General features: G+C 46.3%; 23 protein-coding genes, 1 tRNA gene and 1 CRISPR repeat array (1 of these 25 cut by a window edge). Of the genes, 9 read left to right on the top strand and 15 right to left on the bottom strand.

The genetic code is table 11. The annotated features are described in order from the left end of the window. Positions 1-173: a CRISPR direct-repeat array (repeat unit 29 nt; unit sequence CTTTATAACCCACTACGTTCATATAAAAC); it reaches 1,363 nt to the left of the window's first position. Between the two features lie 1,133 nt (positions 174-1,306). The 4 genes from KIK04_RS18650 to KIK04_RS18635 all read right to left on the bottom strand — a co-directional run bounded on the left by KIK04_RS18650 (position 1,307) and on the right by KIK04_RS18635 (position 2,818). Continuing rightward, positions 1,307-1,393 (bottom strand) — tRNA-Leu (locus KIK04_RS18650). A 143-nt stretch (positions 1,394-1,536) separates the two neighbouring features. Continuing rightward, on the bottom strand, positions 1,537-1,872 hold the full coding sequence (locus KIK04_RS18645; RefSeq protein WP_232275090.1) for a carboxymuconolactone decarboxylase family protein: 336 nt from the start codon (positions 1,870-1,872) through the stop codon (positions 1,537-1,539). Positions 1,873-1,979: 107 nt separating this feature from the next. Then, positions 1,980-2,237, bottom strand: coding sequence for a hypothetical protein (locus KIK04_RS18640; protein WP_232275089.1), 258 nt, complete (start codon positions 2,235-2,237; stop codon positions 1,980-1,982). A gap of 257 nt (positions 2,238-2,494) precedes the next feature. Continuing rightward, the gene (locus KIK04_RS18635) at positions 2,495-2,818 is read right to left on the bottom strand and encodes a hypothetical protein (RefSeq protein WP_232275088.1); all 324 of its coding nucleotides are present in this window, start codon (positions 2,816-2,818) and stop codon (positions 2,495-2,497) included. 257 nt (positions 2,819-3,075) lie between these two features. On the opposite strand from KIK04_RS18635, the gene KIK04_RS18630 reads away from it, so the two are divergent. Together KIK04_RS18630 and KIK04_RS18625 are read left to right on the top strand one after the other, a co-directional pair. Further along, on the top strand, positions 3,076-3,729 hold the full coding sequence (locus tag KIK04_RS18630; protein ID WP_232275087.1) for a DNA uptake lipoprotein: 654 nt from the start codon (positions 3,076-3,078) through the stop codon (positions 3,727-3,729). Positions 3,730-3,926: 197 nt separating this feature from the next. Next, positions 3,927-5,120, top strand: coding sequence for a YkvI family membrane protein (locus tag KIK04_RS18625; RefSeq protein ID WP_232275086.1), 1,194 nt, complete (start codon positions 3,927-3,929; stop codon positions 5,118-5,120). Between the two features lie 84 nt (positions 5,121-5,204). Here KIK04_RS18625 and KIK04_RS18620 read toward each other — a convergent pair whose 3' ends face one another. After that, the gene (locus tag KIK04_RS18620; protein ID WP_232275085.1) at positions 5,205-6,329 is read right to left on the bottom strand and encodes a glycosyltransferase family 4 protein; all 1,125 of its coding nucleotides are present in this window, start codon (positions 6,327-6,329) and stop codon (positions 5,205-5,207) included. Positions 6,330-6,429: 100 nt separating this feature from the next. On the opposite strand from KIK04_RS18620, the gene KIK04_RS18615 reads away from it, so the two are divergent. Further along, the gene (locus tag KIK04_RS18615; protein ID WP_232275084.1) at positions 6,430-7,701 is read left to right on the top strand and encodes a GGDEF domain-containing protein; all 1,272 of its coding nucleotides are present in this window, start codon (positions 6,430-6,432) and stop codon (positions 7,699-7,701) included. Between the two features lie 152 nt (positions 7,702-7,853). On the opposite strand, the gene KIK04_RS18610 is transcribed toward KIK04_RS18615, so the two are convergent. Further along, positions 7,854-8,612, bottom strand: a complete 759-nt coding sequence (locus KIK04_RS18610) for a DUF2705 family protein (protein ID WP_232275083.1) — start codon at positions 8,610-8,612, stop codon at positions 7,854-7,856. Then, positions 8,609-9,538 (bottom strand): ABC transporter ATP-binding protein, encoded by a 930-nt coding sequence (locus KIK04_RS18605; RefSeq protein WP_232275082.1) that lies wholly within the window; start codon positions 9,536-9,538, stop codon positions 8,609-8,611. The genes KIK04_RS18610 and KIK04_RS18605 overlap by 4 nt, the downstream gene beginning before the upstream one ends. 172 nt (positions 9,539-9,710) lie before the next feature. Between KIK04_RS18605 and KIK04_RS18600 the strand changes: the two genes are divergently transcribed. Continuing rightward, positions 9,711-11,294: an RsmB/NOP family class I SAM-dependent RNA methyltransferase gene (locus tag KIK04_RS18600; protein ID WP_232275081.1), complete on the top strand. Its 1,584-nt coding sequence runs from the start codon at positions 9,711-9,713 to the stop codon at positions 11,292-11,294. A 70-nt stretch (positions 11,295-11,364) separates the two neighbouring features. On the opposite strand, the gene KIK04_RS18595 is transcribed toward KIK04_RS18600, so the two are convergent. From KIK04_RS18595 to KIK04_RS18575, 4 genes are all read right to left on the bottom strand, one after another. After that, on the bottom strand, positions 11,365-12,093 hold the full coding sequence (locus KIK04_RS18595; RefSeq protein WP_232275080.1) for a hypothetical protein: 729 nt from the start codon (positions 12,091-12,093) through the stop codon (positions 11,365-11,367). Positions 12,094-12,697: 604 nt separating this feature from the next. Then, positions 12,698-13,498 carry a Cof-type HAD-IIB family hydrolase gene (locus KIK04_RS18585; RefSeq protein ID WP_232275078.1) on the bottom strand — a complete coding sequence of 267 codons (801 nt, stop codon included), beginning with the start codon at positions 13,496-13,498 and terminating at the stop codon, positions 12,698-12,700. Positions 13,499-13,552: 54 nt separating this feature from the next. Then, the gene (locus KIK04_RS18580; RefSeq protein WP_232275077.1) at positions 13,553-14,296 is read right to left on the bottom strand and encodes a pseudouridine synthase; all 744 of its coding nucleotides are present in this window, start codon (positions 14,294-14,296) and stop codon (positions 13,553-13,555) included. A 2-nt stretch (positions 14,297-14,298) separates the two neighbouring features. Beyond that, on the bottom strand, positions 14,299-16,182 hold the full coding sequence (locus KIK04_RS18575) for an RsmB/NOP family class I SAM-dependent RNA methyltransferase (RefSeq protein ID WP_442951105.1): 1,884 nt from the start codon (positions 16,180-16,182) through the stop codon (positions 14,299-14,301). 284 nt (positions 16,183-16,466) lie between these two features. On the opposite strand from KIK04_RS18575, the gene KIK04_RS18570 reads away from it, so the two are divergent. The 3 genes from KIK04_RS18570 (at position 16,467) to KIK04_RS18560 (ending at position 19,755) form a co-directional block, all read left to right on the top strand. Continuing rightward, positions 16,467-17,216 (top strand): ABC transporter ATP-binding protein, encoded by a 750-nt coding sequence (locus KIK04_RS18570; RefSeq protein ID WP_232275076.1) that lies wholly within the window; start codon positions 16,467-16,469, stop codon positions 17,214-17,216. Beyond that, on the top strand, positions 17,213-18,586 hold the full coding sequence (locus KIK04_RS18565) for an ABC transporter permease (protein ID WP_232275075.1): 1,374 nt from the start codon (positions 17,213-17,215) through the stop codon (positions 18,584-18,586). The genes KIK04_RS18570 and KIK04_RS18565 overlap by 4 nt, the downstream gene beginning before the upstream one ends. Positions 18,587-18,663: 77 nt before the next feature. Then, a complete protein-coding gene (locus tag KIK04_RS18560) occupies positions 18,664-19,755 on the top strand; it encodes an efflux RND transporter periplasmic adaptor subunit (RefSeq protein ID WP_232275074.1) in 1,092 nt (363 codons plus the stop codon). A 104-nt stretch (positions 19,756-19,859) separates the two neighbouring features. On the opposite strand, the gene KIK04_RS18555 is transcribed toward KIK04_RS18560, so the two are convergent. Next, positions 19,860-20,222, bottom strand: coding sequence for an NAD(P)H-binding protein (locus tag KIK04_RS18555; protein ID WP_332330019.1), 363 nt, complete (start codon positions 20,220-20,222; stop codon positions 19,860-19,862). A gap of 178 nt (positions 20,223-20,400) precedes the next feature. Here KIK04_RS18555 and ant(6) point away from each other — a divergent pair, with 178 nt between their 5' ends. After that, the gene (gene ant(6) / locus KIK04_RS18550; protein ID WP_232275072.1) at positions 20,401-21,258 is read left to right on the top strand and encodes an aminoglycoside 6-adenylyltransferase; all 858 of its coding nucleotides are present in this window, start codon (positions 20,401-20,403) and stop codon (positions 21,256-21,258) included. Between the two features lie 10 nt (positions 21,259-21,268). On the opposite strand, the gene KIK04_RS18545 is transcribed toward ant(6), so the two are convergent. Further along, positions 21,269-21,934 (bottom strand): metallophosphoesterase family protein, encoded by a 666-nt coding sequence (locus KIK04_RS18545; protein ID WP_232275071.1) that lies wholly within the window; start codon positions 21,932-21,934, stop codon positions 21,269-21,271. A 17-nt stretch (positions 21,935-21,951) separates the two neighbouring features. Next, on the bottom strand, positions 21,952-22,386 hold the full coding sequence (locus tag KIK04_RS18540; RefSeq protein WP_232275070.1) for an Lrp/AsnC family transcriptional regulator: 435 nt from the start codon (positions 22,384-22,386) through the stop codon (positions 21,952-21,954). Positions 22,387-22,542: 156 nt separating this feature from the next. On the opposite strand from KIK04_RS18540, the gene KIK04_RS18535 reads away from it, so the two are divergent. Further along, complete coding sequence (locus KIK04_RS18535; RefSeq protein WP_232275069.1) at positions 22,543-23,595, top strand: oxidoreductase; 1,053 nt, start codon at positions 22,543-22,545, stop codon at positions 23,593-23,595. A gap of 259 nt (positions 23,596-23,854) precedes the next feature. Here the strand turns inward: KIK04_RS18535 and KIK04_RS18530 are convergent, their stop codons facing one another. After that, entirely contained in the window at positions 23,855-24,892 is a 1,038-nt protein-coding gene (locus KIK04_RS18530; protein WP_232275068.1) for a FecCD family ABC transporter permease, read from the bottom strand. Between the last annotated feature and the right edge of the window lies 1 nt (position 24,893).

Raw genomic sequence — 24,893 nt, 5'->3', positions numbered from 1 at the left:
CAGACTATCGACTTTATAACCCACTACGTTCATATAAAACCCGAAGGCTCTGTCAATGGCGTCATCATAGACACACAGCACTTTATAACCCACTACGTTCATATAAAACTTGTGATTTTGGATATATCTGATTATGTTAAATACCTTTATAACCCACTACGTTCATATAAAACCCTGTGTTGCTACAAGCTCTCAGCCCTTGCTATGTCTACATTCATACTATACTCCAAATCTCCGTTTTGCATCAAACCTCTAGTAAGGAAAATTTAGTTTTTAAAAAAACGCTGAATTCCCTTGCTACGCCTGAACTCACAGTATTTGCTCTAAAATGTCGCTCGATGCAAACACCTCAAGCTAATAGTGCCTTAAGCACTTCAATTATTCAATAGCCGAGATAGATCATAGCGTTGATAAGGTTAGTTGTAAACATCTTAATCTTCCGTAATTTTTTCAACAATTTAGGTCATGTTCGCAAATGTTCGCTCAAAAAAAGGTGATATATCAGCTATGATATTCATCACCTGGACAATATCTCGTGAAAATATCGAGAAATACATATGGAGAGGAAACAAGAATGATAAAACGGCTTAATTGTAGACGGTGCAGCGGAATATTTAATGGAGACCATCGGGCACAATACTGCCCTGCCTGCAAAATAAGTGTAAGGCGAGAAAATAAAGAGAGGCACTTACAGAACATCCGCGAGGGTATCGCTCGAACGCTCGGCGGTATAGATCGGTGTGAGCGATGTGGCTGCAACTATACCGTTTATGGCCCAGCTCAGCGGTTCTGTCAGGACTGTCAACCGTTTCATTATGTAGAGCATGACGCGCGTCGTAGGTTTGTATTTTATCATGCGAATAAAGAGGCAATTAGTAAAGCCCTCAACATGAAGAATCGATTACATCGACCGATGTGCGATTGGTGCGGTAATAAAATAACAGAAGGACACGCCTTAACAAAAACCTGCTCCGATGATTGCAGGCGATTACGGAGAAACCAGCGTTTAAATAAGAACGCCATCGCTAGGAAAAATAAAGCGCCGTAAGGGTTCTTTCCTTCGACGACACTTCTGCATGTCTGTACATCACATACAAGATATACAAAGCCCCCCTTTCAGCTGCTGCTCCATTTACAACAATAAAGAAACACTACGTACTCATCGGGGAGTTATATTTTGAATTGGTAGTTTCGTTTCGTTTCGTTTAATCAATCACTTTTTCCCTAATCCTATATCTATCATCGCAACGGTTACCCGCACAACAAAAAAACCCTTGCTGCACAAGGGTTGTCGTTTAAATAAGTATGGTGCACTCAAGAGGACTCGAACCTCCACGCCCTTGCGGGCACTAGAACCTGAATCTAGCGCGTCTGCCAATTCCGCCATGAATGCAAATCATATAAGTAACTTTCATTACGTTATCGCCATTACCTAGCGACAAGAATTATATTACCATGCCTATGATCCGACGTCAATATAGATGCTGAATTTTTTTCATTTTAATTGAGATAATGGGTTCCCGCTTCAATGAAGCATTAGGTTTCACTTAGAGCGCGCTGCACCCGCGTAACGCCTTGTGAAAGGACATGTCCCCCGCCGATGGCCGAAGCCACGGCGACAGCTTCCATGATTTCAGCTTCGGAAGCTCCCTTTTGCTTCGCTTCACGTACGTGAAATAGCGTGCACACTTCGTTGTTGGCAAACAACCCGATGCCAAGCGCAATAAGCTGCTTCGTCTTCTGATCTAATGCTCCTGCATGAAAGCACGTGCCTGTGAAGGCATGATAGGCACGCACAACCTCAGGCAGCGTTGCTTCCAAGTGGGCTATCTCCTGTTTATAAGCTTGTACTTTGTTATCATGGGTCGACATGAACTTCCTCCTTCGATTCGTAAATCGCAGTAATTCGCGATCACAAATCATTTTCGTTATTGTTCATACGTACCTAGGATAACCATACAGCTTCTAACTCATCCGAACTATGAATCAAGTTCCTCAAGTTTCTCAAATTCCTCAAGGTGCAGGTGTTCAGGCTGCATTCTCGGTTCAGCAGCTGGTTGAATGCTATAGATGCGTTTCAGCTTTACGACACGGCGACTACGCTTCCGAATCATGACGGTCTCATCGTCCCATGCGACGACGAAACCTCTGACATCATTTATTTGCAACGTATCGCGAACGACACGTACAAACGTCCCTGCTAGACGGTACTCGTCCAATTGTTCTTCACTGATCATTCCGCTTCATCCTTTCTCATCATGTCTTCTTATAAACCAATTATATAACATTATTTATATATGCACGTAAATGCAAGCATTACGAATTGTCTAAGTTGTCCAATCTATATGGACAACGGGACCTGTGCCTCCGCTACAGGTCCCGCAACACACAAGTGTAAGTTGAGTCAAATACCTATTCACAACTAAGAACAGCGCCTTAATCGAAGCCCAACCTCTCAACTACTCACCCTTAACATTCTCAACAACCTTAACCTCTACCCTACATGTTCCTTGGAATCGTTCGTTTCAAACCAATAATCGAGCACTTTTGCAGACATAACGCGCTTTTGGATGTAGTTCACTTGCTGACTCGTGAACTGCTCTTCCCACGTGACCTTTAACTCATTGCACAGCTTCACCACAGTTAACAGTTCAGACCAAGCAACATACCTTTTGTACCAAAAAAACTGTGGGTGTTCAATCATATAGGGGTACAAATCGTCAAATTCTGTATGCTTGCATGCGAGCGCGCGCTCAAAATGCACTTTTGCTTCGGTCACTTTTTGTTCCAAGTATTGAGCCGTAGGTTCTTGAACCATTTCAACGCCCCCTCTCCTGACTTAATATTTATTATATGCTAAATGCTCGGAATGAGAAAAGGAGGCAAATCATTCAACATCGTGCAACCTTTAGCTTATTACCACGTCTAACTATACAAGAAGCTGTTAAAAATCGCACAGCTAACATAAACCTGCACGTGTTAATCAACATTATACATACTCACGTTTGATTCACCACAGACAGACAGGGTAATATGTTCTTAGTCCGCCGCGTGGCGGTGAAGGAGGGACAGGAGATGCAACGACCAGCCACTTACCCGCACATTAATGCTGTAATCGTATTTACATTTATGACATTTTTGCTGCTCGGTTGCACTTCAATTATAGAAAGCAAGACGTCAACGGACACGGAACTTCCGTTAACAGGTAGCAGCGAGCATAAACAGCCTGCTAAAGACAAAGCAGCCAACAAAGACAATGAACAGACCGTTATCGCTTCCCCGAATCAAACACAACAGCCACAACAAGCTGGTGCTGATAAGCAAGGGCAGCCATGGAATCGTAACGACCCGAAACTAAAAGGGATCGCTCTTTATGAGTCGAGTGAAGATGTGATTAAGCGTTGGGGAGAGCCAACGGACAAGTATACGATGGATGATACCGACCCCATTGAGGTTATGGAGTATGATGGCTTCGCCTTCGGATGCAGTACAAACGGGGAAGTCGCCTTCATTGAGGTGTCCGGCAATGGGATATCGACGGGAATAAGTGAGTTAAAGGTCGGCGACAACGATTCGGCTGCTGTACGTGTTCTAGGTAAGCCAGATCTGGATACCGATTATGTCTGGAGTTATAAGACGGATAAGTCGTTGCTCCGCCTTGACCTTGACCCGAAGACGAATCGGATTCAATCGGTTAAGTTATTCCCACATGAAGAAGCAGTAAGCTAATCGACTATACAAGAAGGGCTGTCTCAGCGTAGTTTTTAAAAAAACTACACGAGATGGCCCTTTTCATCATCTTCTAAACATGGCCTCATTTTCAACACTCTCCTGCTCCACCTTTTTATAGACAGTCATGTCCATCGCCTCGCCCACATATGCTTTAGTAATAAGTACAAGCGTGGGCAACAAGGAGGCTTCCTCTATTGAAACAAACTATCCGCGTGCTACAGATTGCGTTTACGTATATAGGCACTGTCGTCGGTGCTGGTTTTGCAACGGGACAAGAAATATTGCAATTTTTTACGCAATACGGTTGGTGGGCATCATTCACGATTATCGTAGCAACCGTTATTTTCGTATGGTTTGGTACGAAATTAATGTTACTGGCCCATCATATTAAGGCTCATTCCTACGAAGACGTCAATCATGCTTTATTCGGCAAACGTATTGGCAGCACGGTTAGTCTGTTTACGATGGTCGTCATAATTTGCGTCAATAGCGTTATGCTTGCAGGAGCCGGGGCTGTATTTGTGGAGCATTTCAATATGCATTACCAAACCGGACTGCTGCTCACGCTCGTGGGGTCATTTTGGATTATTAATCGAGGAATGGGTGCTATTTTGCATCTGAATTCCATTGTAGCACCGACCATGATCTTATTTACAATTCTGATTGTTGCCCACACGTTGTCTATGCCTAATGCTTCGCAATTTCTCACCTTCTCGACCGATAAACCGCTGTACGCCGCTTGGACTGCACCCTTTTTATATGGGGCATTTAATTTAGCAATGGCGCAAGCGGTACTCGTTCCATTAGGTGCATCTATGCCAAATAAGACTGTCGTTAAGCTAGGTGGCATTATTGGCGGTGTTGTTATTGGGTGTATGCTGCTTGCAGGACACTTTGCCTTGAGCGCCCAAATGCCCGGTATTACGCAATTCGATATCCCGATGGGACATATTGCTTCCGGACTTGGTTTAGCAATTCAACTCGTTTATGTGATGCTTATTTTTTCAGAAATATTCACCACATTTCTAGCCGATATATTTGGCGTTACCTTGCAATTACAACAACGCACTCGTCTCAACAAGAAACTGATTATATTTATGATTATGTTGTTCTGCTATATGATGAGCCAATTCGGATTTCGTTCGCTTGTATCAGTGCTCTACCCGTTGTTCGGGATGTTCAGCCTCGTTTGGCTGTATCTTCTCATTCGCATCAGAACTCCGTTCGATGCTGCACTTACGCCAAAAGATCCACCAGCAGCATCAACCTTGCTCCATGCCAACAACAATGAACCCGATATCGCCAGTGCCACACATATTCATATGTTAACAACGATACCGAAAGGCCCCGCCACTACGCTTAGATCGAATAAAAAGCCGCATCCCTAATCAGGAATGCGGCTTAACCTATATACTACTTTTGCCTACAATATACAGCCTACCCATGTAACGTTGCCAGATGACAGCTACCTGTTAGGGTCTATATCGGACATACATGCATTTCAATTCGTTCACAACACGTGTCAGGGAGTACGTTTGTTTCGCCTTTACCCAAGCTGCGCGGGCCAACTCATAACGGAAAGACGAATCCATCATCACCCGTTCGAGCGCATTACATAAGGCGATAGGCTGATCGGACGGCACGAGCAAGCCCGTTGTTCCATCTTCAATTTGCTCCGCAACCCCTCCGACATCCGTGCCTACGAGCGCCAGCCAGCAAAGTGCAGCTTCGGCAAATACGGAGCCAAATGACTCTGCCCTTGACGATAGCACAAAAATGTCCGAAAACGGCATGAATTCCTCGGGATGAAGCATATATCCGTAAAATATCGTTTCATCATAAATGCCCAAATCTTTGGCCATTTGTTCTAACTCTTCTCGGATCGGGCCGTCCCCGATAATGTGCAGAACGTACGTGTGTCCGCGCCGCTTCAGCTCGGCACAAGCTTGCAGCAGCACATCCAGCCCTTTCGCCGGAACGAGACGACATACTGTAATCAGCTGCGGCACAGCATTATCGTGAGCAATCGGTTTAAATCGCTTCTCATCGAAGCCGTTCGGCAAAACCTTAATCGCCTCAGCGTCATGTACATAGTGAGATAAATATTGTTTAAACGATTGCGATACCGTCATCATCTCGTCCACGCGTGCTTCCAACTCCGTATAAATCGCGGTTAAGAAGCGATGCTCGGGGCCGTGTTCAGCAATTTTCCCATTCAAAATAAGCTCTCGCTCATAACTGGAATGCACCGTCATAATGACGGGCGTATCCGGAAACAACTGCTTCATCACGAGTCCCGCAATCGGATGATGGGCATGAATTAAGTCATACGGTTTCGATAACCGAAGCTTCGTCCACCACACGTAATCTTTGTACGTTTGAATATATTTTTGCACAATCGGACTATCCCCGTATTCTGTCCAGTCAAATGTGCTAAACACCACTTCTTCTTGACCTTTATTACGAATTCGCTTCGGTAGCGAAAATAGGTCCATTTCCCAATTCGGCGTACGAAATTGTTCCAGTATATAAGGAATCATGGAGGAAACCCCACCTGGTTGCTCGGGTGGGAAGAACAAAGCCTGTAAAATTTTCACGTATGTCCCTCCTCAAATGCTCACGCTTTGCGCCTACCATCGTTTATGATATATTAGAACGTATGTTTCAGTAAAGAACTTGACTGATGGAGTGCTCAACATGAATATGCCTTTAATGACATGGTCTGGGGTTGGCAACATGGTCGCATTGACCTCAGCCTGCATGGTTTACATCACTTTTATTATACTGCTGATGACGTTGCGATTGTACTCCCGTCAGCGATCTAATGCGTATTTGCTTCTTTCTGCATCACTCGTGCTAATGGCACTCGACAAAGCCATCTATTTAATGGATGGCTTGATTTTTCATGAAGCACCGCAAGCGATCGGTGTGGGACGCGCCTGCCTGCAAACGCTCTCTTTTTTACTCGTTAACTTATCTGTCCTGCGTCTTTACAAACGGTTCTCGCACCAAATTCGTGCCCGCTTTGGGCTGTTATTTGCCGGAATTATCGGTGCAAGTCTATTGTGCTTCATTATTGAACCAGATGCAAAGACGGCATTCGGGAGCGCGTGGCCGCTCCTCGTGTATCACTTCATACTCACGATTGTATGTTATGCATGGATTGCACCGCGCATTAACCAACGTTTGAAATATACGCTTAGTCTAATCGTTCATTTTTTAACGTTGCTCCTTGTCACCATCAATTGGATGCTGTTCGGCGGGCAGCAAGCCGAATTGATCGTTCTTGAGCATCTTATGCCACTTATATACTATACATTGCTCTTTTTTATCCTCTTTGAACGAATTGTGGAGCATTTGCAAGTTACATATCGATCTTCGATTACAGACGGGCTTACACAGCTATACAATCGTCGTTATGTACTCCATACGATGCAGCAATATGTCCAAAAAGGGATGCGTCTTTCGTTTATTTTTTGTGACATTGATAATTTCAAAAAATTAAACGATACGTATGGTCATGATCATGCAGATGATGTGTTAAAACACGTGTCGAACATTATAAAAGAAGAAGTCGAAGACTACGGCATACCTGGGCGATTTGGCGGAGAGGAGCTTGTAGCGGTCATTGTTGACGCTGACGAAGCTGTTGCCCGAATTGCTGAACAAATCCGTAAACGTGTGGAGTTGGAAGCACAAGTAACGATTAGTGTAGGCTACAGCACATGGCATCACAAACTATCGATCGATGAGCTTGTACGTCAATCCGATCAGGCGATGTACTTCTCGAAGACGAGCGGCAAGAATCGAGTGACATCCTTTAAAAAAATGAACAGTAGCGACGATACAAGCGAGCACGCTGCACGTAAAGATCATAAAGGTGTGACCGATGAAAATGCTACGATTAGCAGTGAGGAAAAAAATCTTCCGCCACGTAAATCTCGCGCCAAGCGAAAGTCTCTGTCTTAAAAAAGGAAAGCCTTCTCCCTACAACGCATGTTAGCGTTATTTCTGGGAGAAGGCTTATTTTATATGCGCTGTGATGGCACCCGTTATTGATTGCACGGATATTGTGCCGTAATTGCACGGTTATTACGCCGTTATGCACAGCTATTGCACAACTATTGCACGTCGCGTTTTTTGAACACCCATATCGCGATCGCTAACATCACAATCATATAGACGGCATACATGAAAATACTAAAGCTCAATGTTGCGCCATCATAGGGCGCGCCCCCATCAGCGTATATTTTCCAATCCAAATGTGGAAAGTACGTGAACTTGTACCAGCTATATCGTTGCAGCCCCATCGAAGCGATTCCATCTATAATGGAAGAAAGCAGGAATGGAACCGAAATGGAAATTCCGACACTCCGTGTAAGGACGGCGAGCATAAATGCCATTGTCCCGTAAAATAAGGTTCCCACCCAACGATAAATCACAATCTCAATAAGAGATGTGAGCGTAGTCGAATCACCTTTTGCTGTTAAGGAGAAAAAGATCGCCCCTAACAATAACGCGAACACAAGCACTGCCACACTTACTACAACAAGGACTAACAATTGATTGACTAGTTTAGACATAAGCACCGTTGTACGACCAGCTGGTCGTATGAGTAGCTGCTTAATCGTTCCATCTTTATACTCATCGGTAACCGTCTGCGCTGTAGATGCAATAAAGTAATACGTCATAAAGAGCGCGCCTAAATTAACCGTAAGAACAGCCGTATCCATAAAATAGCCCGTGTCTTCGGCGAAATAACGCAGCACAACGATTATCAACAAAAAGATAGCAAATAGAAAAGCAAGAAATAACGGCAATTGCTTCTTACTATTGATTTTCATCCATTCGTTTTGCACTAATCCGGAAAAATAACTCATTCGATTCGTCCTCCTTTCGTCATCGACAAGAATGTATCCTCAAGTGTCGGTGCTACGGAGCGAACTTCATACAAGCTGATACCTGCACGTACGAGCTGCTCAATGACTTTCGGTACATCCTCTTTAGCTAGCTCGACGGACAATTGCTCAGACGTCACGATTTGAGCTTTCCACGCCGTATCATGCAATGCGGCTGCGGCTTGCTCGCTATTGTTGACAACGAACTGCATCGTTGTAACTGCAATCTGCGACTCTTCTCCTTGCAGGTGAATCGCATGTTCGCCCACAAATTTGCCGTTCTGGATAATAAGAACGCGATCACACATCAATTCAATTTCAGACAGCAAATGGCTTGAAACGAGTACCGCAATATTTTCTTCCTTGGCCAGACGGCGTAAGTAATCGCGCATTTGACGAATACCAGCAGGGTCCAATCCGTTCGTCGGCTCGTCCAAAATGAGGATAGACGGATTATGCAGCAGCGCCTGCGCAATGCCAAGTCGCTGGCGCATGCCGAGCGAATAGCCTTTTACTTTTTTATCAATCGCATTTTCCAATTCGACAAGCCTTACGATCTCATCAATCCGCTGCTCGCTAATCGGAGACGTGCTCATCCGCGCAAAATGAATTAAGTTTTTCCGTCCGCTCATAAATTTGTATAGTTCAGGATTTTCTACAATCGCCCCTACGTGCGCCATCGCTTTGGCGCGTTCTGTTAGGATGTTGTGACCCTCAACTTTAACTTCTCCTGCTGTCATGGACATCAAGCCAACGATCATCCGTATCGTTGTTGTCTTTCCCGCTCCGTTCGGGCCTAAAAAGCCGTATACTTCACCGCGGCGGACATTGAACGATAAATTGTCGACGATTAATTTATTGCCGATCTTTTTCGTGACATTTTTTAGTTCTACTACAATTTCACTCATCGTTCGTCGCTCCCTCCTATCTTAATTGCCCTACATGATACGTTATATTTAAGCTTATCGTTTCACTTTTGAACATTACATTATTGTCACCTTGTACAGTTTGTTGCAAGAAACCGTAGCTCTCCGGTAAACTAAGAGGCATATCATTATGTAAAAAGTAAGGAGCTGCATCATGACACAGAACCGCTCTCATTTGCCCGAAAGTTATATTCAGCAAATGACAGAAATGCTTGGCGAAGAAGCAAACGCCTTCCTGCAAAGCTATAATGAACCGCGCACATTCGGCTTGCGCGTACACCCTTTAAAATGGGAGCAGCGTACAGCAGCACGCGAGCGCATCATGCAACCATTTCAACTTACACCTGTACCATGGTGTGAAGAAGGCTATTACTACGATGAATCGACACGGCCAGGCAAGCACCCTTATCACGCCGCAGGCCTATACTATATTCAAGAACCTTCGGCCATGTCTGCGGTCGCGCTGTTGGACCCGCAGCCTGGCGAAACGATTCTTGACCTTGCAGCCGCACCAGGCGGGAAGTCTACTCAGATTGCTGGCAGAATGCGTGGACAAGGTGTGCTTGTTAGCAACGAAATTCATCCGCAGCGTGCCAAGATACTAGCTGAGAACATTGAGCGTATGGGCATTGCGAACGCCATTGTAACGAGCGCTGACCCGCACGACTTAGCAGCACGTTTTCCGCTGACGTTTGACCGCATTATGCTGGATGCCCCATGCTCAGGCGAAGGCATGTTCCGCAAAGATGAGGGTGCGATCTCAGAATGGTCGCCGCAGCATGTAACGATGTGTGCAACGAGACAATGGGACATTATTCAAGCCGCAGTCACGATGCTGCGGGTAGGTGGTACGATTGCTTATTCCACTTGCACATTCAACTTGGAAGAAAATGAGCAAATCATCGAGCGCTGGTTGAGTACGTATCCTCATTTCCGTCTTGTGAAGACGGAGCGCATCTGGCCGCAGCATCATCAGGGCGAGGGCCATTTCGTAGCCGTGCTTCGCAAGGAAGAAGCAGCGCTTCATGAGGTCGATGCGAATGACAGCTCTGGAAGCTCGTCCATTGCAAGCACATCAGATGCACGGTATATGGCCGATGGCCAAGTAACTAGCCATTTAGCTGGCCATTCACAAGATCGACGCCTAGGACAGCATCAAGACCAGCGTCAGGAACAGCGGAAAGAACAACGTCAAGGACGTGGCAAGCGGTCTGGTGGATACGGTGGCCCCCTAAAGAAGCATAATGCTAAGCAGCATGCTGCTCAATCGTCTGCCAAAACTGCGCTCGCAGATTTTCAACAGTGGGCTAAGGAGGCATTGCCAGGCTTTAGTCTGCCTGCACTCGGCACGCCCGTCCAATTTGGGGAGGAGCTGTATTGGCTTCCCCTTTCGGCAACGGCTGCAACGTTGCAAGATGAGCATTCGCTTGCAGGATTGCGCGTACTGCGACCAGGCTTGCATTTGGCGCATATACGCAAGAACCGCATTGAGCCTGCTCATGCCTTGGCGCTGGCTTGCTATGCTGACCGCACCGCAAGCTCGATCGTCAATTTGTCACTTGACCGTGACGAGCAAGCCGTGCATGCGTACTTGCGTGGCGAAACGCTGCCCGTACCCGCTGAGGCAACCGTTTCTAAAGGGTGGACACTTGTCACGGTTGACGGTTTACCCCTCGGTTGGGCCAAAGCGGTTGATGGCATATTGAAAAATCATTTACCTAAAGGTTTACGTCAATAGGACAATCCCTTCACATATAACCGCTAGCGTTGCTTATCAACAGATAAGTGTCGCTAGCGGTTATTTCATTTCAATCGCAATCCTGTTCCAGATGTAACAGCAGTTCATCGATAATTTCATTATGAAACATCATTGTCAAATGAAGCGCCTGAAAAGTCTGTTCCTCTTGCAACTTACTCATGAGCTCACGGGCTACGTACTCCCGATCTGCGTTCGTACCAGGAACACGAAAATCGATATAACCCGACAAATGTTCGCCGTCTGTGCTTATCGTCGCAGTCCCAACGGGGATTGCACCTGCAGACTCACTGTATACATCATAGAGCAACATATCACCGTCATCGCGCGCCAATACGATATGCACCGTGGCCGCACCACTAGTAAGTAAACGCTCATCCAACAATGGTTCATACTCCAATGCCTCTTCGTAAATGAAACCCGCATCATCGCGCTCATCATCCACATCTACGTCTACGTCAACTAATCGATCACTATGCCTATCCTCGTCACTCATCACTATTCTTGTGAGCTCTCCTTGAATGAACAGCACTTCCGTTTCCACTTCACCGAGCGCCTCTGCTGTATGGCGCACGTATCGTTCCACACTATGCTCAAGTTCCGCTAACGTTGAGGCCGTGTAGCGTCCAGCAGCCGCACGATCTAAAATAAACGCTCCTTGCAATTGGTCTTGCTCTCGGTACAACAAGTACAATGTTCCGACGTACTCCTCACTCCATAGTACATCGTAAGACTCCCCACCTACCGTTTTAAAATCGGGTCTCATTGTCAGTTCCGCCATCTCCAGAACCTCCACATTCTCAAACTTATTCCAACATTCCAATCTCGGGCTTATATTACCCAAAAGAAAGATGTACATACGCCCAAGTTCAAATGACCAGAGATAAGTGTCCATACGCGAATGATGCTCCTGCATAATATACCGATATACCGAATGACGGAAATACCGACATGGAAAGACTGATATGGCAATAGATATCCAAGTCGAAATTGAACAGTGGTCATAAATCGCCCTACTCCGTATTTATCCCTTTCGGTATAAACGATTTACTAAACTAAAGGAGGAATTGAAAATGAGTTATGGCTTCGGACATGGTGTTGGCTCGATAGGATTTATTTTGGTATTGTTTATACTTTTAGTGATCATCACCCGTGGTGTCCTCTACTAACGGCATAGGGGAGAACAAACATGGGCTGTATTAAAATAAGCGCAAATAGACCTCCGTCACCACGTAACGAGTCGTGTCGGAGGTCTATTATATGTCACGTTACTGCGTTACACGTTGTGTATTGCAAGTTGTGTGTTGCGAGTCGCGCTTACATGTTGCTATGCATTTAGCTTTAGGTTTACGGTTGCTTGCTGTGACATGCCCCCGCGCATCCAGCTAAGATAGGCAGTATTTTACTAGCGCAGCATGAACGCCGTCATCGTTGTTCGAAAGCGTAACATCTTGGGCTGCTGCTTTGACTTCAAGTGGAGAATTGTCCATGGCAATGCCCATGCCTGCAAATTGTAACATTGTAACATCGTTAAAATAGTTGCCAATTGCTAAGATTTGCTCGCGTGGAATACCGCGTTGCGCTGCCAACTGCTTCAAGGCGTTGCCTTTCGTCGCTTCTGGATGCATGATGTCAATAAAATAATCGCCGGAGCGCACGTATTGCAGCTCGTGTGTCCATAAATTCAAATCTTGCTCAACCTTGTCCATCTCTTCTTTTTGACCGCCAAGCGTCAACTTCACGGGATTATCATCCATCCCGCCCCAGCCTGGAAATTGCTGTGGCGTAATTAGGAATTCTTTGTACATATGGAGTGCATCTTCCGGAAGCTTATCCAGTTGGTCAACATAAAGTACAAACGTCGTGTTCACGTCAAACAGAACATCATGTTCACGACAATAGGCAATGTATGGTTCCAAGCTTGCATGTGGCATTTCGTAACGATGTATCAATTCACGTCCAACGGAGGATACCGTAGAAGCCCCGTTATGTGTAATAACAGTCCCTTCTAGCCCAAGCTGCTCTAAGTAAGGTAATGTGCTATCTGGGCTGCGGCCTGTACAAAGCACAATCTCTACTCCACGAGCAGCGATTTCTCGAATCGTCTCCGCGTTACGCGCAGATAACGAATGGTCATCGTGCAAAAGTGTTCCATCCATATCAAGTGCTACCATACGATAGTTCATATAAAGTTCCTCCCCATACCATGCTGTCTTCTATATTTAAAGTTGATTTCAATCCTACTCACGACTACCGCGAAGCTGTTCCAGTTCCTCTACCGTTAGTTCGCGCCAAGCTCCAATTGGAAGCTGCTCGTCCAAACGTAATGTACCCATGGTCAGCCGTTTTAAGTACGTTACTTGCTTGCCAACACTAGCAAACATCCGCTTCACCTGATGGAATTTCCCTTCGGTTATCGTTAGCTCAATCCGGGAATGCAGTTCTTCACTGCCACATAAATGTTCCAAAATTACAAGCTGTGCGGGCTTCGTTACATAGCCATCATCCAGCGTCACACCTGTAGCGAACGCTTGTCCATCTTCTGCTGTTACTTCACCTCGGACAACAGCATAATACGTCTTCGGAACGTGCTTACGTGGAGAAAGCAGTTCATGAGAGAGCTTGCCGTCATTCGTCAGCAGCAGTAAACCTTCTGTATCCTTATCTAATCGACCTACTGGGAACGGATCAAATGCACGCAGCTCATCAGGCAGCAAATCCACAACGGTCTGATCTCGTGAATCTTCTGTTGCCGATATGACACCTGGCGGCTTGTGCAACATAATGTACACATATTCACGGTAAGCAATAACGTTGCCATCTAACCGCACTTCATCAACTTCGTGGTCAACTTGAAAGCCGTTATCTTTAATGACGACTCCGTTAACTGTAACCAAACCAGCTTTCGCCCACTTTTTAATATCCGATCGCGAGCCGCAGCCCATATGTCCGAGCAGTTTGTCGAGCCTTATTTTTTTAGCCATGCTTATGTCCACCTCCATGCCGCAGGGTATTCGTTCTTCAATATGCCTCCGGCCCATTTGGCAAATCCTAACGGAAGACCATCAACCGTCACAAGTACGTAGCCTTTAGCGGAAGTACCTGCTTGCAACTGCAATTGTTCTTCGTTAGGGGTTAATGTTTCGCCCCGCAAATAACGCTTAATCTCGTCGGCATCTAGCGAGTAAGGAAGCACTCGCGCCGCTTCCTCTGCTGTGATGGCAAGCGCTAAGGCATGTGCGGGCTCAAAGCGTTCCCCTTTGCATGTGCCGAGGAACAAGCCTGGACGTGCTACCCTTAGACCTTGTAGCATCGTTAACGGCAACGGGCAGTCATATACGTATGGCCCGATCGCTGCATTAAGTTGAGCAGGAGCAGCAACGAAATGCTCACGACAAAATTGCGCATATATGTCAAGCTGCTCCCCAATTGGCGCGACTAGTCCCTTCTTAGGAGGCAGCGACGTGTTCCCATTGCTGGAACTAGCACGAGCAGAGCCAGCGCCATTTCGTTTAGGGCTATTATTGCCGCCTTTTTTGCCACCGTTAGCATTGCTGTAGCCATTGCTGTTACTGTTACTGTTACTGTTACTGTTGCGGTTACCGCTGCCCCTATCCTTGTCCGTGCCTTTAAAGCCCTTTTTGCGTAGTCGCTGGCCTTCTGCTTCACGTTCACTAGCTCGTTTAGGCGAGCTACGGAGCGCTTCATGATGAGCCCCCATCGTATCGCGATACTTAGCACCGTCAATTCCGTCAGTGCCGTCAGTGCCATGAGTACGAGCAGTATCATCAGTACCATCAGTACTACCAGTACCATGAGTTCCGTAAGCACCATCAGTACCATGAGTTCCGTCAGCCACGTCAACGCCGTCAGCAACACGTGCAACATGAGCTACATTAGTAGCATCAGCTACATTAGCAACACCAGCCCGCTCCAGCACAGCCACATAATGCCCTTCGCCCTCAAGCAAATGCGGCCACAAGCGCAGTGTGCCTGCCGTCGCAGCTACCGCTTCCGCTGACACAGCAAAACCGTGTTCCGCAGCGGTAGCGCTCGCCCAATCTGGGCGGCCGTGTGCAAAGCCGTGCCGTGCTTCCATCGGCACGACCCGAAACTCCGGATGCTCGGTGAGGAAGCGAGCAATCGACACCTCGTTCTCCTCCGGCGCAAACGTACACGTCGAATAGACAAGTCGCCCGCCTGGCGCCACCATCGCCCCTGCGCTCCGCAAAATATCAGCCTGCATCGCGGCATACGTCAACACAGGCTCACGTTCCCATGACTTGACCATATCCGGGTCTTTGCGGAACATGCCTTCCCCTGAGCAAGGCGCATCTACGAGCACCTTGTCAAAAAACTGCGGAAACGCCTCCGCAATCCGCTCCGGACGCTCATTAAGCACAACGGCGTTACGCACACCGTACAGCTCCATATTTTTGACGAGCGCCTTCGTCCGATCGGGATGAAGGTCGTTCGTCACTAGCACCCCGCGCTTCCCTAAGCGGGCCGCAATCTGCACCGACTTGCCGCCTGGTGCCGCACATAGGTCGAGCACGCGGTCATTGGGCTGCACATCAAGCAGTTCCACCGGGGCCATCGCACTCGGCTCCTGAATATAGTAGCAGCCCGCATGATAATACGGATGCTTGCCAGGACGCACATCGGCCTCCACATAGAAGCCGTCCGTCGTCCAAGGGATCGGCCGCAGCTCAAACGGCGACCGCGCTTGGAACTCATCTACGCTCCACTTCAATGTATTAACTCTCAAGCCCGCATAGGGCGTATATTCATAACTTGCCAAGAAGGCATCAAATTGATCCTCTAGACGAGACTGCATCGCCTCAAGAAACAATGTCGGCAACTTCTTCATGATGTCATCCTTTCATTCCCGACTCTCTTTGTATCCTTAACAAGCATACCATGTTCACAACCTGTTTTCTAACTTTATTACAGTGAAGGGTTTATGCGCTGCTTCGCCGTCTTATTTTTACGTAAAAAAGTTATATATCAACATAATTTGGAACAGTTTACTGTAATGATGCTTACAATATTGTCACTTTTTTAATCATTAGAAACTTTGTTCTCACACAATCGTATGATATTCCGTTATATTTATTAGAGTACATATTTGCAACGAGAGAAAGGAGGAGCCGAATGTTACGTGTTGAAGGTTTATCTCATTCATTTCAAAACGGCCCGGAATCGACACAAGTCCTGCACTCGATAGATTTTACGGTAACACGTGGCGAGATGGTTGCTCTATTAGGTAGCTCCGGTTCTGGTAAGTCTACCCTACTTAACTTAATGGCTGGATTAATGAAGCCAACAGAAGGCAGTATTTATATTGCGGACCATAATATCGTAAAAATGAATGAAAATCAGTTGGCAGAGTTTCGCCGCACGCATATCGGCTTTATTTTTCAAGCGTATGAATTGATTGCGAACTTGACCGTACGGGAAAATGTCGAGCTCCCGCTCGTCTTCCAAGGAACGAAACCGAGTGAGCGTAAGAAGAAAGCGCTCAAGCTACTTGAACAAGTCGGCATTCCTGACAAGGCAGAACTTTTCCCATCACAGCTATCAGGTGGACAGCAGCAGCGCGTCAGTATTGCACGCTCGCTTATTACCGAGCCCTCGGTTATTTTTGCGGATGAGCCTACAGGTAACTTGGATACCCGCACCGAGGAAGAGATTATTGCGATTTTGAAAAATTTAAACAGCAGCGTTAGCACGACATTTATTATCGTTACCCATGAGCGTGAGGTCGCGGACCAGACTCAGCGTATTATTACGCTGCGTGACGGTAGCTTAGTCGAGGATGCTGCACCTAACGTCGCAACACCCGCACAAGCTGTACAGCTCGAAAAAGAAGCAGCCGCGAGTGCAGGAGGGAGCACTTCATGAGAATTAGTGACTACATGCGGCTTTCTTGGGATCAACTTAGACGACGCAAAGTCGTAACCGCTTTATGTGCTGCGGGGATTTCCATTGGCTGTTCGGCCATTATTGTCGCGATGAGCTTAGGACAATCGGCGCAAATTTATGCCGAGAAACAGATGAACTCCTTTTTGAAAATGGATGAAATTACGGTTACACCAGGGGAAGCTCCCACTGGCAGCGGTAACGCCCGGGGCGCAGCTGCTAGTAATGACGAAGCGAAAGAGCGTGGCAAGCTTACCCAGCAGAAGCTGGAAGTCATTAAAAGTATTCCGCACGTCAAAGCGGTTGCCGCCTTTCAGCAACTAGGACAACTAGAGATGAAGACGAACGATGATCGTTCTACGTACGTCAATGTAATCGGTACCGATCTGAACTCATTGCGTCATTTTGACCATCAGTTTGGCCAAGGCTCACCTTCTGAGCTGCTCGATACCGCTGTGCTGAACTATGGGGCTACACTTGGAATTACGGACCAGGAAGCATTAAATAAGTTGTATAAACGACTTAACGAAAATCCGTTTAATCAAGCGCTCACTGAGCAATTGAAGACGCTAGAACTCACGACAACCAAGATGTACCAGCGTCAAGTGCGCTTACATCGCGTTACGGATGAGGGCAAAGAATATACGAGCATACCACTGCGGGTAGCTTCGGTATTGAAGAAGCCTAAAGGCCGAAGCGAAGAAACGCTCAGGTTTGACAAACAAATATTCGTCTCTTTAGATACAGCCCGCATGCTTAGCGAGCAGTTAAAAATGCAACCTAACACAGAGCAAACAGACAGCCGCGTATTCAACCAAGTCATCGTTAAAGTGGATGATCAGGCAAACATTAAAGAAGTTGAAAAGCAAATTAAGAAGCTTAAGTTGACCACGAAGACGAATTTGGAGTACAAAAAGCAGTTGGAAAGCACGTTTTCCATTGTCCGTACGATTGCGCTCGGTGTGGGCGTGTTTATCTTAATTATTGCCTCGATTTCGATTGTGGTTGCGATGACGATGTCGACGTACCAACGCCGCCGTCAAATCGGGATTATGAAGGTGCTTGGCGCCAACCTGCGCCAAATCCGCAACATGTTCATTATTGAAGCGGCGCTATTAGGCTTTATTGGCGGCCTAATCGGTGTGATGTTCTCGTATTGGATCGTCTGGGCGATTAACGGCGTAACGAATGCGCTTACTCCTGATGGTTCAGGAGAGGGTATTATTTTCATAACACCGTCTTACGTACCAATCGGGATCGCATTTGCGATTTTTACAGGTGTCATCTCCGGTATTTATCCGGCACTTAGCGCTTCGCGCACCGATGCTTTGACCGCAATTAAACGCGACTAATAGAGCGACTTCATGCGATTACATGTAAATGTGATTTCGTGCGATGCACTGCAAATTCAGGGAGGTCCGACATACATATGAAAAAAAAGATAAAATGGATCGTTATTTTACTCGTCGTCGTTGGCTTTAGCTACGGTTTGTACAACTTCTCAAACCCAGCACAAACAGGCGTGGTGACCGATGATACAGGAACGATGAAGTTCCAAGTAACGAAGGAAGCGCTCGTGCAAACGATTGAGGTCAAAGGTAAATCTTCGTACGAGAACGAAACCTTTATTTACTCCCCTTTTGGCGCAGAAGTGAAGCAATGGGGTGTGAAAGACGCGCAGCAAGTTAAGAAAGGCGAAATGTTGTTCCGCCTTGACCCGACAACACTGCAAAACGAAATTGAGCAGACGGAAGCAAATATTCAAAAGCAAAAGCTCGAAAATCAGTTAGCAGAGTTCAGACGCAACGTGGATAGTGAATCATCCACCACACCGATGGTTGAGGAAGAGTTGAAAAAGAAATACGTAGAACGGGAATCTTCCCGTTTGCAGCAAGAGCTTAACAGCGTGACAATGGGCATTCAGCAAAAAGAAATCGCGCAAAAGCGTGAAAAAATTGGCGAAGCTCAATACGGCGCTCCGGTTAGCGGTATCTTCTTGTTCGATGATCCGAAAAAGCTCCCACAAGAGCTGAAAAACAATGAGCGTATCGGTAAAATTGTTGACCTGAACAAGCTTCAACTCGTTACACTGGTTGGCGAGCAAGACATATTCAACATTAAGCCAGGCATGGCTGTTGAAGTAAAAATGAACGCGCTGAAAAACTTGAAGCTGAAGGGCAAAGTCGTTAAAGTGTCCAAGTTCGCGAAGGCAACAAGTACAGAGCAGCAAAACACGAACACGAACCAAGCCGCACAGTTCGAAGTCATTATCGGCTTGGAGCCGAACGATAAGCTGATCGCAGGCCTTAGTTTAACAGGCAAGATCGAAACGGCGAGCAAAGAGAACGCTATCGTCGTTCCGACGGTTGCGGTGATGCGCGAGAAGGACCAGCAATATGTGATGCTGGAAAAAAGCAAAGGCAACTACGAGCGTCGCAACATCAAAGTCGGCCTAGAGACGCCTGAAAAGGTGGAAGTGTTGGAAGGCTTAAAAGATGGCGACACGGTCGTGTTGCAATAGGATTGGAACTTATTTGTTATCTTAGTCTTCGTGTAGACCTAACCCTGCTGGTGCTTGATCCCAGCAGGGTTTTTTATGTAAATCATATTTCATTTAATGATCAATCAATTACAAATAAACGGGCTCTTACGAATCAATGTAGTATCATTAATTTGTGTGACTAGAAACTGCGCGATATCAGCATTGCGCATCTTCAAGCCTGGCATATTGCACTCATCAACTTTAGTTCGCCCTGTCAATTTCCCTTCCACTACAAATGGAAGTCGAATCATTGTCCAATCAATATCGCTATCATTTAAAATTTGAAACTCCCTACGCTTATCTTCCATCATAGACGCGAATAGTAGCCGGAACATCACTGCCCCCATTCGATTGGCCATCGATTTTCGGTCACCTTTGATGTCAAGAGAAGCACCCTTAACCCCAATATAACGTCGAATACCTGTCTCTTTCATGATTGCAATAATCTGACTCGTATGTCGTGTTCATCACCATGTGCATCACCTTGATGACATTCCGACAGCAAGGAGTATGAACACACCACAGCGAATAAGAAAAATAGGCACGTTATCTCATCCCTCATGTCGGTGAACCCACTCAATACTAAAGGGTACAATGAGGAACGAAAGAATGGAGGCTACTACATTGAGAAGTGAACAAGAAATGATGAATATGCTTATCGACGTTGCGAGGAATGATCATAGAGTTCGCTTGGTCACTTTGGAAGGGTCTCGGACGAACAAAAATATTACCCCTGATCTATTTCAAGATTATGATATTTCTTATTTTGTGACAGATATGGATTCTTTCAAGGAAAATGATCAATGGCTCCATACGTTCGGGAGTCGTATCATGATGCAAAAACCCGAAGATATGGAGCTGTTCCCGTCAGAATTAGGGAATTGGTTTTCCTATATTATTCTTTTTGAAGATGGAAATAAATTAGACCTGACCCTTATTCCAATGAACGAGGTCGAGGATTATTTCACAAATAGCGACGGTTTAGTTGAAGTCTTGCTAGATAAGGACGATCGTATCCAACATAAGGTGCACGCAGACGACCGGCAATATTGGATAAAGAAGCCAACAGCAAGAGAGTTTGATGACTGTTGTAATGAATTCTGGATGGTGTCCACTTACGTCGTAAAAGGATTAGTAAGACAAGAAATCTTGTTCGCGATTGACCATTTAAACGAAATTGCTCGACCGAATTTGTTGCGAATGATGGCTTGGCAAATTGGCGCAGAGCAAGGGTATACCTTTAGTGTAGGGAAGAACTATAAATTTATTAATCGGTACCTACCAAATGAAGATTGGGAGCAATTTCTATCCACTTACGCTGAACATAGCTACCCGAACATGTGGCAGGCATTATTGACTTGTTATGACTTATTTAGAAAATACGCTACAGCTGTGGCAGAAAGCCTCGGATATCCATATCCCGCATACGATGAAGCCATAACCAAGTACACGGAAAAAATGTATCGTTCATTGACGTGCTAGATATTTGATCTTAAGCATCTTCACTCACATCTCTCGGATCAACATCTAGCTGAACAATCTCTAGCACTTCACCTTGCGCGGTGACTCGAATAGCACTCAAGGCCACTTTCCGGTAAGCTCCGGTATCAATATTCCACGAATGGGACGCCTCCACATACTCAGGCCGACCAGACTTGCAAGGGGTGTGACCGATAATTTGAAGTTTACTAATATGTTTCAACGGAGTGCGATTCCACAGCACTCCTATCTCGTTCCCTTCATCGAAGGGGAACGCTACCTGCTCTGCAATACCAGCATGACTTATTAGTACATGCTCGTTCTCCCAGACGAGCGGAAGTTCACCGATCCATTCTGCTACCTCCCCCAGCTCCATGTTAGCCGTTCTAAGCTGCTTGAGCGTGTCATAGCCACACTGCGGAAGCCAATATTCGTTAGGACCATGCTCAATATGCTGCATAAACTCGTACTCATGGTTGCCTTTGAGAAAAACAGCGTTTGCGCCATACTGTTTTCTTAGTTCCTTAGCCAACAGCAGCGTTCCCGGCGTATCGTTCCCACGGTCGATTAAATCCCCTAGTTGAACAAGCCGCTCCTCATAGGGGTTCCAATACCGGTTAAGCAATTCTTTAAACGTATGTAGACAGCCATGTACATCCCCGACGACGAATAAGTTCATATGATATTTTTTCTCCTTTAGTCTATATCAGGTACAATGTTACGATGTTCGATTGGCGAGGAGAGAACGATTAGCGTCGTTGAATCCCCATATTTGCCCATCGCATTCATCATCCCTTCTAATGTTTGCAAAGATTCACTGACCACTTTCACCAAAAAGTTATATTGACCGCTTATTCGATGCAGTTCCATAACATCAGGTGTATGTTGGCAGTGCTGAACGAAATCTTCACAGCTCTTTGTATGAAATAACAAATAAGCTTGAATTCGTTTGTTCACTTGCTCTGGAGAGACAACCGTACGGTAGTGATCAATAATCCCTTTATCCTCCATCCTCCGAACTCGTTCCGTAACCGCGGGTTGCGAGAGCGCAACTGCTTTTCCCAGCTCGGTCATTGAAATCCTAGCCTGATCTTGTAAAATCATCAATATTTTCTTATCTAGGGCATCCATCGTAATCACTCCGATATTTTATAGGCGAATAAATCATTTTAAATTGGTTTTATAAGTCATTATACACTTTTAACTTTAATATTCTATGTCAAAAACATTATCGTTCTTTATATAATTATCTCCATAAAGTTCACTACGCGTTGAGGAGAGATACAAATGGATTCTAACCGATTGCTTGAGCAAGTCAAGGTAGGGAGCTGGTTACTTCGTTCACGAGTTGTGATGGCTCCTATGACACGCAGCTTTGCAGACGACCATTCAGGGGAAGTTGGTCCTGATGTTGTCGAATACTATCGTAAACGTGCGGCGGATGGGATTGGCCTGATTATTACGGAAGGGATCAATCCGAGTCCGAGAGCCAAAGGCACTTACCAAGTTCCAGGGCTGTATACACAAGGGCAAATCGAAGCATGGAAAAAAGTAACCGCTGCGGTTCATCAGGAAGGTGGAATCATCGTCGCGCAGCTCTGGCATGTTGGCAGACTCACCCATCACGAATTAACCGGAGGTTTACCCCCTCAAGCCCCATCTAGCCTTACAGCGAATGGACTCGTTCACCGCTTACGCAAACCTTATGAAAGGCCCGAAGAGATGTCGCATGCTGAAATCAAGGAAGTCATTGATCACTTTACACAAGCTGCGCGCAATGCCATAACGGCGGGATTTGACGGCGTCGAGGTTCATGCTGCGCATGGTTACTTAATCGATCAATTCAATTCACCTATCACAAACGTACGAACGGATAAATACGGGGGAAGCTTAACACAGCGCTTAACGTTCATGAAAGAGCTTCTAGTATCCGTCGTAGCAGAAATTGGGGCTGAACGAACGATTGTCCGCTTTTCAGAAATCAAGGATGATTTGCCCGCTTATAAATGGCCTGACGCCGAACACACGATTGCTACATATATCGAGGCTTTTAAAGAACTTGGTCTTACGATGCTCCACCCATCGACGAATCATTTTGATCACATCCTCGTCGACGAGCTGACTCTACATCAAGTTGTACGTAAATATTGGGACGGAATCATTATTGGAGTCGGAAATTTAACCCCCGATGCGGCTTCCGAGGCAATCGCAGACGGAACGATTGATTTAGCCGCCTTCGGACGCCCATTGCTAGCTAATCCAAACTTCATTCAACGCATAAAAAGCAGCACCGCATTGACAACGTATGATCCCAAAATTCATTTAAGCCATCTCGTATAGGCGAAAGTGAAAGAGAATGAAAAAGTGAAAGAGAAAGCGAATGAGGATGCTTGCAATGTGCTTAATAAGGAAAAGGACATGCTCTTTATCAACATAATAGCTCATTGTATAAAAATGAAAAAACAAGCGGGAGCGCACCAGTAACAACGCTCCCGCTTGCCCTATCTCACATTGACACACGATAAATCAACATCTGAGTTCATCCATAATTGCCAAATCAACAACGACTACTTTCTTTCAAGCAATTGCGATCGTAACCTTACGTCCTCGTCTTCGCCAACAAATACAAAAAATACGGCGCCCCAATCACTGCCACCACGATGCCCGTAGGCACCTCCGAGGGCTGCAAAATCCAACGGCCTAGCGTGTCAGCCGTAATGACCAAGAACGCTCCCGCCAGCGCCGCCGTTGGAAACAGTATTTGATGCTTTGGCCCAACGAGGCGACGCGCAAGATGCGGCGCGATCAACCCCACGAAGCCAATCCCGCCGCTCACCGCTACGCAAGATCCCGCAAGACCAACCGCTGCCGCAAGCAGCAGCAGCCGCTCCCTATCGACAGGCGCCCCTAGTCCGGTCGCCATATGATCACCCAAGTTCAATACATTAAGCACACGCGCCTTGTAACATACAAAGGGTAGCAAGATCACAATCCATGGCAGAAGCGCAAGCACGAACTTCCAGCTTGTCCCCCAAATGCTTCCCGCCATCCAAGTCGCGACAAATTGATACTTGTCGGGATTAAGCCGCAGCGTCAGCACAATAGTCGCCGCGCTGATCCCTGCTGCCACCGCTATTCCAGTCAACAGCAATCGTGACGGCACCAGACCATGGTACCGCTTATACGCCAGCGTATAAATTAGCGCTGCAGTCGCCCCCGCTCCGACTAAAGCAAGCACAGGCAGCAAAAATATCGGTGCCGCCCCAGTCGTCGGATAGAACGAAATAAACAGCATGACCATCAAGCCCGCTCCCGCGTTAATGCCCATAATACCCGGATCAGCAAGCGCATTACGGAACACGCCCTGCATCACACAGCCCGAAACCGCAAGCCCTGCGCCGATTAACACCGAAATAACGATCCTCGGCAGCCGAAAATCAAACAGAATTAAAGTCTGCTGCTTAGTTCCCATCCCCAATAACGTCTGTATCAATTCCATTGGCGAAAGCCGTATATACCCCGTGTTCATACTGAGAACAAAAGTGACCGCTATCAAAAGGCTGAGTACGATCAGCACCGTTACATTTCGTTTTCTTTTCTGTTTCTCCACAGTTACAAGCGATATTTGTTCCGCCATA

The organism is Paenibacillus sp. 481, assembly GCF_021223605.1.
Taxonomy (GTDB): domain Bacteria; phylum Bacillota; class Bacilli; order Paenibacillales; family Paenibacillaceae; genus Paenibacillus_B.
Note: the sequence above shows the minus strand (reverse complement) of the source record. Positions and strands in the feature narration are given on the sequence as shown.